The 12,298-nt window shown below is 40.1% G+C and carries 11 protein-coding genes; 5 read left to right on the top strand and 6 right to left on the bottom strand.

Annotation, left to right across the window (positions count from 1 at the left end; all coding sequences use genetic code 11):
* Positions 1-201: 201 nt before the first annotated feature.
* A complete protein-coding gene (locus tag MP622_RS01815; RefSeq protein WP_243792218.1) occupies positions 202-576 on the top strand; it encodes a diacylglycerol kinase in 375 nt (124 codons plus the stop codon).
* Positions 577-1,053: 477 nt separating this feature from the next.
* Here the strand turns inward: MP622_RS01815 and groL are convergent, their stop codons facing one another.
* From groL to MP622_RS01795, 4 genes are all read right to left on the bottom strand, one after another.
* Positions 1,054-2,688 carry a chaperonin GroEL gene (gene groL, locus MP622_RS01810; RefSeq protein ID WP_016167025.1) on the bottom strand — a complete coding sequence of 545 codons (1,635 nt, stop codon included), beginning with the start codon at positions 2,686-2,688 and terminating at the stop codon, positions 1,054-1,056.
* Positions 2,689-2,747: 59 nt separating this feature from the next.
* The gene (locus MP622_RS01805; RefSeq protein WP_016167026.1) at positions 2,748-3,038 is read right to left on the bottom strand and encodes a co-chaperone GroES; all 291 of its coding nucleotides are present in this window, start codon (positions 3,036-3,038) and stop codon (positions 2,748-2,750) included.
* Between the two features lie 195 nt (positions 3,039-3,233).
* Complete coding sequence (locus MP622_RS01800; RefSeq protein ID WP_016167027.1) at positions 3,234-3,992, bottom strand: metallophosphoesterase; 759 nt, start codon at positions 3,990-3,992, stop codon at positions 3,234-3,236.
* Positions 3,973-4,905: a diacylglycerol kinase family protein gene (locus tag MP622_RS01795; protein WP_243792216.1), complete on the bottom strand. Its 933-nt coding sequence runs from the start codon at positions 4,903-4,905 to the stop codon at positions 3,973-3,975. Before MP622_RS01795 ends, MP622_RS01800 begins: the two co-directional genes overlap by 20 nt.
* A 413-nt stretch (positions 4,906-5,318) precedes the next feature.
* Here MP622_RS01795 and MP622_RS01790 point away from each other — a divergent pair, with 413 nt between their 5' ends.
* Both MP622_RS01790 and MP622_RS01785 read left to right on the top strand, forming a co-directional pair.
* Positions 5,319-7,151, top strand: coding sequence for a phosphoenolpyruvate carboxykinase (GTP) (locus MP622_RS01790; RefSeq protein WP_016167029.1), 1,833 nt, complete (start codon positions 5,319-5,321; stop codon positions 7,149-7,151).
* A gap of 98 nt (positions 7,152-7,249) precedes the next feature.
* On the top strand, positions 7,250-7,615 hold the full coding sequence (locus tag MP622_RS01785; protein ID WP_016167030.1) for a hypothetical protein: 366 nt from the start codon (positions 7,250-7,252) through the stop codon (positions 7,613-7,615).
* Positions 7,616-7,704: 89 nt separating this feature from the next.
* On the opposite strand, the gene glpD is transcribed toward MP622_RS01785, so the two are convergent.
* Positions 7,705-9,216 carry a glycerol-3-phosphate dehydrogenase gene (gene glpD / locus MP622_RS01780; protein ID WP_016167031.1) on the bottom strand — a complete coding sequence of 504 codons (1,512 nt, stop codon included), beginning with the start codon at positions 9,214-9,216 and terminating at the stop codon, positions 7,705-7,707.
* A 380-nt stretch (positions 9,217-9,596) separates the two neighbouring features.
* Between glpD and MP622_RS01775 the strand changes: the two genes are divergently transcribed.
* Together MP622_RS01775 and MP622_RS01770 are read left to right on the top strand one after the other, a co-directional pair.
* Positions 9,597-10,916 (top strand): MFS transporter, encoded by a 1,320-nt coding sequence (locus MP622_RS01775; protein ID WP_243792214.1) that lies wholly within the window; start codon positions 9,597-9,599, stop codon positions 10,914-10,916.
* 129 nt (positions 10,917-11,045) lie between these two features.
* Entirely contained in the window at positions 11,046-11,477 is a 432-nt protein-coding gene (locus MP622_RS01770; protein WP_104441627.1) for a hypothetical protein, read from the top strand.
* A gap of 27 nt (positions 11,478-11,504) precedes the next feature.
* Here MP622_RS01770 and MP622_RS01765 read toward each other — a convergent pair whose 3' ends face one another.
* The gene (locus MP622_RS01765) at positions 11,505-12,173 is read right to left on the bottom strand and encodes a 50S ribosomal protein L11 methyltransferase (RefSeq protein WP_243792212.1); all 669 of its coding nucleotides are present in this window, start codon (positions 12,171-12,173) and stop codon (positions 11,505-11,507) included.
* Positions 12,174-12,298 lie beyond the last annotated feature (125 nt).

The raw sequence follows: 12,298 nt of genomic DNA, 5'->3' as shown, positions 1-12,298 counted from the left end.
TCAAATGCAACTTTACTTACTTTTTTTTAAAGGTTCTTCTCAAATTAAAAAACAACATCATTGTCTAAATTGAATTGCCACTTTTGGCTCATTTGCATGTGGAAAATCCATGTTAAACTTTACAAGTTAGAGCGTGGTATTTTAAGCCCTCTTTAATATATTGCCGCTATTCTTAACTTATCTCAAACGACTTAATCCATCATGAGCGAATACTCTCCACTTAAAGGTAAAACTGGTTTTAAACGAATCTTTAATGCAACCAGCTATTCTATCGCTGGCTTTAAAGCCGCTTTTCAACATGAAGCCGCTTTTCGACAAATTATTTATATCAATCTTGTTTTAATTCCAGTCACATTTTTTCTTAATGTGAGCCGTAGTGAGCAAGCTATTCTTATCGCCGTTTGTTTGTTAGCAATTATTGTCGAACTTTTCAATTCAGCTTTGGAAGCTATTGTCGATCGTGTTTCTTTAGAACGACATCCGCTTTCTAAAAATGCCAAGGATATGGGTAGCGCAGCACAATTTGTTGCCTTAAGCATAATTGTCATCACTTGGGCACTTATTTTACTGGTTTAATCTTCAGTTAAGGCATGTGCTCAAAATCTGGCGCAAGCTTGCCAATCAGAGAAATAGCTCAGCTTAACTTAAACAGGCACTTTGGGTAGAAATTTTGATATATGTCCATGCTGAACTGTGATAAGTATCAGTGAACATGCTATGGCAGTTGCCTCTAGCTTGTATTGATTAACAAATAGCGCGCAAATTTTGATTTCATGTTATGTAAGCTAATCGATGAGCTTTAAAAAGCACTTCTTACTTGATATAACAAATTTGACTCAATTAAAAATACAACTCCTTTTTATTCTACCAGCTCCAGATGCTGCATTTTCTGTGAAGCATAGAAAAATAGTACGATAAAATGCTCTATATAATATTTTAACATTCTGTTTTTTATGACTTTTAAATCTTTTTATACTTCAATAGTAGCGGCAAAAATAAAAAATCCCCACATGAAGTGAGGATTTTTTTAAATGGGTCAGTTTGGACTGATAATTACATCATGCCGCCCATACCACCCATGCCACCCATATCAGGCATCGCAGGTTTGTCTTCTGGAATATCTGTGATCATGCATTCAGTTGTGAGCATTAGACCAGCAACAGAAGCAGCATGTTCAAGTGCAGAACGTGTTACTTTTGCAGGATCAAGGATACCCATTTCTAGCATGTCGCCATACTCAGAAGTTGCAGCGTTGTAACCGAAGTTACCTTCGCCATTTTTCACCGCGTTAATAACAACAGAAGGTTCATCACCCGCATTTGCAACAATTTGACGAAGTGGTGCTTCAATTGCACGACGAAGAATGTTGATACCTACATTTTGGTCATCATTCGCGCCAGTTACACCGTCAAGCGCAGTTGCAGCACGTACAAGTGCAACACCACCACCAGCGACTACACCTTCTTCAACCGCAGCACGCGTTGCATGTAATGCATCGTCAACACGGTCTTTCTTCTCTTTCATTTCAACTTCAGTTGCTGCACCAATTTTGATTACAGCCACACCGCCAGCTAATTTAGCAACGCGTTCTTGAAGTTTTTCTTTGTCGTATTCAGACGTAGATTCTTCAATTTGTGCACGGATTTGTTGAACACGCTCCGCGATTTGAGCAGCATCACCAGCACCATCCACAATCACAGTATTTTCTTTAGAAACCGTGATTTTGTGTGCAGTACCTAAATCTTGAAGAGAAGCTTGCTCTAAAGACATGCCTACTTCTTCAGAAATCACTGTCGCACCAGTTAAGATTGCGATGTCTTGAAGCATTGCTTTACGACGGTCACCAAAGCCAGGCGCTTTAACCGCACATACTTTAATAATGCCGCGCATGTTGTTCACAACAAGAGTAGCTAACGCCTCACCTTCAACATCTTCAGCGATGATTAAAAGCGGTTTGCCAGTTTTAGCAACTGCTTCTAAAACAGTAATCAATTCACGGATGTTGCTGATTTTCTTATCAACCAACAAGATGAACGGATTTTCCAATTCAGCAGTTAATGTATCTTGTTTGTTTGCAAAGTATGGAGAGATGTAACCACGGTCAAACTGCATACCTTCTACAACGTCAAGCGCATCTTCAAAGCCTGAACCTTCTTCAACAGTGATTACGCCTTCTTTACCAACGCGTTCCATTGCTTGCGCAATCAATTTACCTACTGTTTCATCAGAGTTTGCAGAGATCGAACCTACTTGCTCAATCGCTTTCGTATCAGATGCAGGTTTTGCAGTTGCTTTAATTTCAGCAACCAATGCTTTAACTGCAAGGTCGATACCACGTTTAAGATCCATTGGGTTCATACCTGCTGTTACAGATTTGATCCCTTCATTTAAGATTGCTTGAGCAAGTACAGTTGCAGTTGTTGTACCGTCACCTGCGATGTCATTAGTTTTTGAAGACACTTCACGAACAAGTTGAGCACCCATGTTTTCAAACTTGTCTTTAAGTGAAATTTCTTTTGCAACAGTAACACCATCTTTAGTGATGTGCGGTGCACCGAAAGAACGGTCGATAACAACGTTACGACCTTTAGGGCCTAAAGTAACTTTTACAGCATCTGCAAGAACGTTAACGCCTGCAATCATTTTTGCGCGAGCTGAATCACCAAATTTTACATCTTTAGCTGACATTTATAGACTCCGAAATTTTTAATCTTTACCAATCTGATATTGAACGAGTAAGGACAGAATTAGCCTTCTAATACAGCTAAAATGTCAGACTCTTTCATGATAAGAAGTTCTTCACCTTGTACTTTTACAGTTGTACCTGCATAAGTACCGAACAATACTTTATCGCCAACTTTTACATCTAAAGCGCGAACACCGTTGTCCGTAATTTGACCATTACCTACAGCAATAATTTCACCTTGTGCTGGTTTTTCTGCTGCAGAACCTGGCAATAAAATACCGCCAGCGGTTTTCGTTTCTTCTTCAACACGACGAATAACTACACGGTCATGTAATGGACGAATGTTGCTCATAAATAACTCCATCAGACTAAGTCTATTAAGATGACTGATGACGACTTATTTATTCCTTTGGTCATCATCAAAATGAATTTAGATGACACTTTTGTGGGGATGGAAAAGAACGCTTCAAGGGCTGCTTTAAAAAAAAAGCATCTTTTTTGTATTTTTTTTGGGCAACATGAATGATTCGTTGATTAATTCAGCAATTTATACCAATACAAATTCTAAATCTTGAAGGCTAAATTGATAATGTCGGACATCGGCCTGTGCATCAATCACATTAAAACTATTACTTAAAGCATGATGTAAACGATAAGACGTTGCTGTTCCTGCATGAATATCAAGCACAGGATGCTCAACACCCAAACGATATAAACAATTTAAATCGAATACAGCTGACTGGTGTAAATGCCCATGTAGCAGTGCCTTTAAACCACTTTTACTCCAAACATCTAGTGCCATACGTCCAAGTACAGGACAGTCTTTAATACCATGTGGATCTTCTGGTGATGTATAAAAAGGCTGATGTGCTGCAATAATTTTTATTTTATGTTGAGGTGCACGTTTTAAAATTTGATCAATCTGTTGAATTTGTTCTAAAGAAATATGCCCACGCGTATGATAACGTCGACGAATACTGTTCACGCCAATCACATAAAAATGCTCAGTTTCCAAAGTCATTTCCATATTGCCAAAAAACAATTGGTAACGGGTAAAGGGATTAAAAATACGATCCCATAAATGGTACAGCGGAATATCATGGTTACCTGGCACGACCAAATAAGGGCAATTCAAGCTGTCGAGAAATTGTTTACAGTGAAAAAATTCCCTATAACGTGCACGCTGAGTAAGATCCCCACTCACGACCACTAGTTCAGGTCGTTGTTCACGACAAAACTGCTGAATTGCCGTAAGACATTCGGGGCGCTCCGTACCAAAATGCAAATCAGACAGATGTAACAACATAGGGCACCATTATGTTGACTGCATTTTTTTGTACAGTGATATGTAGTGGTGGACGCATTTCTACAATTTCACCATCAAGTGCAACCGTTAATTTTTCGCGTCGCGAAAAGACTTTGACATCATCTGCAGCAAAACTATACACATCAGGCGCTTGTTCTAATTCACCACGAATTAACTGTAATAACATCCGAAACAAGGTCAATTTATCACTTTTTGCAACCACGACACCTGCAACCTGCCCTTGCTCTGCACATTTGGCGATACGCAATTTCATTTCTGCTAACTGTAGTTGATTATTACCAAAAAAGATTAAAGGCGTTTTTACAGGATAGATTTTACCATCGACTTCCACCTCCAATTTCAACTCTTTACGATCTCGGATTAACACATCCAGACCCGAAGTGTAGGCATGTAAAGGGAAACGTCCAAACTTGGCATTATAAAGTTCACGACGTTGAATAAATAAAGGATATAAACCCAAACTGGCATTATTTAAGTAAATCTGGTCATTAATTTTAGCCACATGAATGGAGCGTATTTGCCCTGTAGCAATCACTTCTGCCGCTTGCATAATATCGATTGGAATATTTAAAACCCGAGCAACATAATTGAATGTCCCTAAAGGAAGAATACCTAAAGGGATGTTACTGCCCAATAGTGCTTTAGCAACTGCATTTAAAGTGCCATCACCACCAGCAGCAACAATAACACCTATACTCTCTGAAGATTGATGACGCTGGATAATGGATTGCATCAAAGTAGAAAAATCTTTTTTTTCACCCAACTCAAAAGCCTGAATTTCAAAACCTTGTTCAGTGAAATATGTTAGCAATTGCTCATAGACTTGTTCTTTATTGCTGGCATGAAAACCAGAGCGTGCATTGTAAATAATAGAAAGAGGTTTTAAAGTCATGCAAGCAATTCACTTCTATGAAGTATTTGCTCTAATTTTGTCCAATTTATCATCAATTAACAATGCCTTTATGCAAAATTCAAATTACAACCATTTATTTAATCAATAATAATTCTCATAAAAAAATTAGTTATAAACCATTGTAAATAAACAAAATAATTAAAACAAATGATATTCATAAACAAAATAAATATAAAAGCAATGTAAATTAAAAAAATATAAACAACTGATTTATATATAGAAAACTAAAGTCCAATACAAATTATCAATATCTACAAGTAGATAGGGGTGTCTTATTTTTTTCATCATTTTGTGCTTTAATACTGCCACTTTTTTTTACTTTCATCTAGGTAATCTGATTACTTAGATTGGACTTTGTACAAAATTTGTACACTTTTAAGATAGGCCTCACCATGACCCAAGTGAACGCACCAGAATTCGTTCGTCACCCTAAGCTTATTGCATGGGTTGAAGAAATTGCGAAATTAACCAAACCAGCAAAGATTGAATGGTGTGACGGCAGCGAAGAAGAATATCAACGTCTTATCGACTTGATGATCGCTAACGGCACTATGCAAGCTTTAAATCAAGAAAAACACCCTGGTTCATATCTTGCAAATTCTGACCCTTCTGACGTTGCTCGTGTTGAAGGTCGTACATACATCTGCTCTGAAAAAGAAGAAGATGCTGGTGCGACAAACAACTGGGAAGCTCCTGCAGAAATGCGCGCTCGTTTAAATGGTTTATTTGACGGTGCTATGCAAGGTCGTACAATGTACGTTGTACCTTTTTCTATGGGTCCGTTGGGCAGTCACATTGCGCACATCGGTATCGAATTAACAGACTCTCCTTACGTTGCAGTAAGCATGTCTAAAATGGCACGTATGGGTAAAGCCGTTTATGACGTTCTTGGTACTGATGGCGAATATGTTCCTTGCGTACATACAGTAGGCGCTCCGCTTGCTGAAGGTGAGAAAGACGTTGCATGGCCATGCAACCCTGAAAAATATATCGTACATTATCCAGAAACTCGTGAAATTTGGTCATACGGTTCTGGCTACGGCGGCAATGCATTATTGGGTAAAAAATGCTTAGCTCTCCGTATTGCTTCTGCAATGGGCCGTGAACAAGGCTGGTTAGCTGAACACATGTTGATCCTTGGCGTAACGAATCCTCAAGGTGAGAAACACTACATCGCAGCAGCATTCCCTTCTGCTTGTGGTAAAACAAACTTTGCAATGTTGATTCCACCAGCTGGTTACGAAGGTTGGAAAATTGAAACTGTAGGTGATGATATTGCTTGGATTAAACCAGGTGAAGATGGTCGCTTATATGCAATTAACCCAGAAGCTGGTTTCTTCGGTGTTGCTCCTGGTACAAATACCAAGACTAACCCGAACTGTATGGCGACACTTCATAAAGACGTGATCTATACCAACGTTGCTGTGACTGACAATGGCGAAGTTTGGTGGGAAGGTCTTACTAAAGAAGCACCTACAAACCTAACTAACTGGAAAGGTCAACCTCACACAGGTACTGAAAAAGCGGCTCATCCAAATGCGCGCTTTACTGTTGCTGCAGGTCAATGCCCTTCTATCGATGCTGACTGGGAAAATCCAGCAGGTGTACCAATTTCTGCGTTCATCTTCGGTGGTCGCCGTGCAGACACAGTTCCATTAGTTTCAGAAGCATTTGACTGGGTTGATGGCGTATACAAAGCTGCAACTATGGGTTCTGAAACTACTGCAGCTGCTGTGGGCCAACAAGGTATTGTTCGTCGTGATCCATTTGCTATGCTTCCGTTCGCGGGCTACAACATGGCAGACTACTTCTCTCACTGGTTAGAACTTGGTGCAGAAGTTGAAGCAAAAGCAAAAGCTGCTGGTAACAAACTTCCAGGCATCTACAATGTAAACTGGTTCCGCCGTGATGCAGAAGGCAACTTCGTATGGCCTGGTTTCGGTCAAAACATGCGTGTGCTTGAGTGGATCATTGATCGTTGCGAAGGTCGTGCAAGCGCTGTTGAAACACCAATTGGCTTAGTACCAACTTACGAACAATTAAACTGGACAGGTTCTGATTTCACTAAAGAGCAGTTTGAACTTGTAACTTCTCAAGATAAAGATCAATGGATCAAAGAAATTGAGAGCCACACTGAATTGTTCAGCCAATTAGGTGACCGTCTTCCAGAAGCACTAAAAGTTCGTCAAAACCAACTTTTAGAAGCAGTTAAGCAATCAGCTTAAGTACAAAATAAGACTCAGAAAAAAGACCGTATAAACGGTCTTTTTTCTGCCTATTTTATAAACTTTATAATTCAACAAAAACATAAAAGGGGAAATTCATGCTAAAAGCACTCACACTGACAACTTGTTTGTTTGGTCTATCTGGTCTTGCTCTAGCCAACACAGAAACAACAGAACAATCAGCTCCACGAATCTGTACCATCAAAGGTACGCCTGATTCTAGCCAGTTTCAGATTAAAAAACGCATTAAAGTCGCTAAAGGAACCTATGGGAGTGTAGAAGAGCTCTATCCTCGCTTTGCTGAACGCGCACATCAAGTGGGCGGTAATGTGGTTATCAATTACAATGCTAGTCAAAGATTTGGTTTCTGGCCTTGGCGTATTGTACGTCCAGTTGTATGGGGTACAGCTGTTAAATGGAATACGCCTGTAAACTGCCAGCAAATTGGTGGTATCGAGATCTAAATGTAGAAAAGCCGCTTACGCGGCTTTTTTTTAACAGCTAAATAACCAGCTTTTCCTTAGGTCAGAAGCCAATATAAATTCAAAGAATATTAAGCTGCTATTTCTTGTGCACGGCGCTTATGTAATTCAACCAGATATTCGTCCAATTGAGTAATCTGGTCTTGGCCAAATTTTAAATAAAGCTTAGTACGGCGTTTTAAAATATCTTCACTATTCACTGCCCATTCGTTAGCCACGAGATAGTTAACCTCCTGCTGGTATAACTCATGTCCAAAGTGCTGCCCAAGTGCAGAAATACTTTCACAACCATCCAACATTCTCCAAACACGCGAACCATAAGTATGTATCCAACGCTGCGCAAGTGATTGAGTTATACCTTGTACATGCTGTTGTAACTCTTCAACCAAACGAATCTCATCATAAAAATTTTCTCCGCCTGGTAACAGGGCTTTAGCAGTCCAATTCGGTTTTAATTTACTAAAAAAAGGCTTAAGTTGATGCATGGCAGATTCCGCCAATTTACGATAAGTCGTAAGCTTTCCCCCATACACTGAAAGCAATGGGGCATGCTGCTGTTGAGTCAACACCAAGGTATAATCGCGGGTCATAGCAGATGGATTATCAGATTCATCATCACACAGTGGACGTACACCTGAATAGGTCGCAATAATATCCTGACGGGTGAGTTGATGCTGAAAATGTGCATTCATGACCTGCAACAGATAATCAATTTCACTCTCTGTAATGTCTACTTGATCTGGATTACCTAAATAACGCTGATCTGTGGTACCAATTAAGGTGTATTCATCTAAGTATGGAATAGCAAAAACAATTCGTTGATCATCATTTTGCAAAATAAATGCCTTATCTCCCGCATAAATCTTCGGCACAATAATATGGCTACCTTGAATCAATCGAATACTATAAGAGGCCTTCATCTTCAAGTCTTGCTGGATAAATTCAGTCACCCAAGGCCCTGCAGCATTGACCAATATTTTGGCACGTACCGTAAATGTACTCTGTGCATTTTGTAACTGTACCATCCACGTATTCTGCTCTGCCTGTGCAGTAATACAGCGTGTGCGTGTCTGTATACTTGCTCCATTTTCATGGGCTTGGATTGCATTCGCAATCACCAGACGCGCATCATCTACCGCACAATCTGAATACTCGAATCCTTTTACAATTTCAGGCTTAAATAGGCTGGTTTTCGGATCAAAATCCACCAAATTTGAACCTGCTAACTTTTCCCGCTTACCTAAATGATCATAGAAAAATAAACCTGTCCGAATGAGCCACGCAGGACGTAAATGTGGACGATGCGGCATAATAAATCGCATAGCACGAATAAGATGTGGCGCTTTGGCCATCAGCACTTCACGTTCCGCTAAAGCCTCTCGTACCAAGCGGAATTCTTTATGCTCCAAATAACGCAAACCACCATGAATTAATTTACTGCTAGCTGACGAGGTATGACTGGCTAAATCATCCTTTTCACACAACAAAACAGATAAACCTCGCCCTGCGGCATCAGCAGCAATCCCCACACCGTTGATTCCCCCACCGATAACCACTAGGTCATATGTATGATGTTGATCCATATTTAGGTTCCTCCTATTTTGCGCGCTTTAAGCACCTTTTATTTTGTTATTTAATTCTTTCTTCAATCCTAACAGAAAACCCAAATCACTATAGATTAATTGTCCAACCAAGACGGTTAAATTGAATTATTTTATCTCAAAAGCTTTTTCAAGCTTAACCATCTTCCAGATTTAACATCTGTCCAGCATTTATACGATTCATCGGCAAACATAGACTTAAGTGCGACGAATGTCTAATGCAGATTCATCCGCATCGGCGTATAAAAGATTATGTGAAAAGTAACATATACCCTCTTTTTCAAAATACATGTTTTTAGATTTTTCTCCCCCTTTCTGAAGAATTTAAAAGAATGTGTTTTGCCACAGCTTTGGAATTTCTTGTGTCAAACTCATCCCCACAAATTGTACACACGCCATTTGATCGAAAAACACGTTTTAAATCTATTTTAGGTGGCTCCGCTGGTAACCTTGTAGAGTGGTACGATTGGTACGTTTATGCAGCCTTCACACTTTATTTTGCGCCTGTTTTCTTTCCAGAAGGCAATGAAACCGTCAAACTTTTACAGGCCGCAGCAGTATTTGCCTTAGGCTTTTTAATGCGCCCCATTGGCGCTTGGATTATGGGCATCTATGCAGATCGTAAAGGACGTAAGGCAGGTTTAACACTCTCTGTATCCTTAATGTGTATTGGCTCACTGATGATTGCCAGCGCGCCTTCCTATGATGCCGCTGGAATGTTGGCTCCTGCGATTTTATTGTTTGCACGTTTATTACAAGGGTTAAGTGTTGGTGGAGAATATGGCTCTAGTGCAACATATTTAACAGAAATGGCAGGTAAAAATCATCGTGGGTTTTTCTCTAGTTTTCAGTATGTAACCTTAATTTCTGGACAACTCATCGCTCTGTGCGTACTGATTATTTTGCAACATACACTTTCTGAACAAGCACTACATGCTTGGGGATGGCGTATTCCCTTCCTGATTGGTGCAATGCTAGCAATTGTTGTGTTCTGGATTCGTCGTGGACTGGTTGAAACCCAATCTTCAAAAGAAGCTCAGGAGCAAGCCAAACAAGGTGGCCCAAAATCAGGGGCAATCGAGTTATTTACTAAACATCCTAAAGCGGCTTTTACTGTCATTATGCTGACTACAGGCGGCACACTCGCATTCAATACCTTTACTACTTATCTACAAAAATACTTGGTGAATACTTCTGGTTTTGACAAAGGCACTGCCACTGAAATTACCACCGCAGCCATCTTTATTTTTATGCTAATTCAACCTGTGGTAGGTGCCTTGTCCGATAAAATTGGACGTAAACCAATTATGATTGCTTTCGGTATTTGTGGCGTACTTTTTACAATACCGATTTTCAATCGTCTAGGAACAACTACTGATGCAACCACTGCATTCTGGCTCTGTATGAGCGGGATGGTTATTGTTACTGGGTATACCGCAATTAATGCTGTCGTAAAAGCAGAATTATTTCCACCACACATCCGTGCTTTAGGTGTCGCACTGCCTTATGCGATTGCTAACACCATTTTTGGCGGTACGGCAGAATTGGTGGCTTTGAGCTTTAAAAATGCGGGACACGAAAGTTATTTCTTCTACTATATTACCTTCATGATTGGTCTCTCACTCATCACTTACATCTTTATGAAGGACACTAAAAAACATAGTCTGATCACAGACCATTAAACGCTGAAAATAAACACTGACGACCTACCTTTATTTTGTTACAGGTAGGTCGTTTTACTTTGAACCACATCGTTATTTTCGTAGGCTTATGTCATACTGTGCGCAAGAATAAAACACGGAACTTTCACGATGAAAAAAACGGTTCAATTTTTAGGGCTTGGTTTTATCGCTTTGGGACTCGCAGCCTGCCAAAGCACTCCCCAACAGTATAATGGTCAAGTCGGTTACCGTGTAGAAAGCCAAACAGCAGACTCAGCAACCCTCGCGTACACCCTTGCTGGTCGTCAAAATCAAGACTTAGATGCCAAAAAACTACAGCGTGCTTGCCAGAAAGTTTTAGGTACAAATAAAACCTTTAAATTACAAATTCTTAGCGTGAATGAAGTTGCTAACCCTGCTGCGATGGCATCTGAGAGTTATGGTCGACAGATTGGTAACTCACGAACCTCGATTGGTCTAAGCAACACGCCAGATTTACATAATGGTGAAGACTACGCAACACGTCAGGCTTTAGAAGCGCGTCCAAGTACTTTGCGTATTGTGCGTTATAGCTGCTCATAAAATCAAAGCCTTATAAGACGCTATGCATTATAGCGTCTTATAAAAGCTCACATTGCGAAACTCTTTTGCTTCATCCAAATCAGGCCAAGTTGTGGCACTGCGCTCATCAATTTTCATATATTTTGGATGACTAAAATTTTTCACTCGACTGTCTGCCACCCAAACTTCGGGGGAAAACTTTAAGAATTCATCTAAGAAAAAACGGTTACATTGATCATATAAGACATCAGCTGCTAACAATACATCAACTTGCTCTGATTGATACAAATCATCTAAATATTCCAATTCAACCTGATTCAAAATCGCATTTTCCTTACACGACTCTAAACTCACCTTATCGATATCACAGCAAATCACCCGTTTCGCACCCGCCATTTTCGCAGCAATCGCGACCACGCCTGAACCCGCACCAAAATCGAGGACTACTTTATCTTTCACATGATGCGGCTCTGCCAATAACCACTGTGCCATTGCTAACCCCGAAGCCCAGCAAAAAATCCAGTATGGGGTTTCATTCCAAATGCGACGAATCACCTCATCATCTAGACGATCTGTTGGAAAGACAGGTGGAATGAGCCACAAAGAAATAGGGGTTTCTGGCAACTGTTGCGCCAATAGCTCCGCCTGAGGAATGACCTCATGCAATGCATCCAATAAATGTTGCGGTGCTTTCGCCATTTGAAAAGTACAGCTCATTAAACTTATAAACCTTTAATGCCATGCAAAATATGCATCGTTCAAAAACAGCAATTCAAATACTGTCATCGCTGTCACTAGAATCCACAGATCAGGCGATCATAATCTAGCTGTGCATGACTGAA

The sequence above is a fragment of the Acinetobacter sp. PK01 genome (assembly GCF_022819285.1).
In the GTDB taxonomy this organism is placed as follows: Bacteria; Pseudomonadota; Gammaproteobacteria; order Pseudomonadales; family Moraxellaceae; genus Acinetobacter; species Acinetobacter tandoii.
This window is presented reverse-complemented; position numbering and strand designations above follow the sequence as displayed.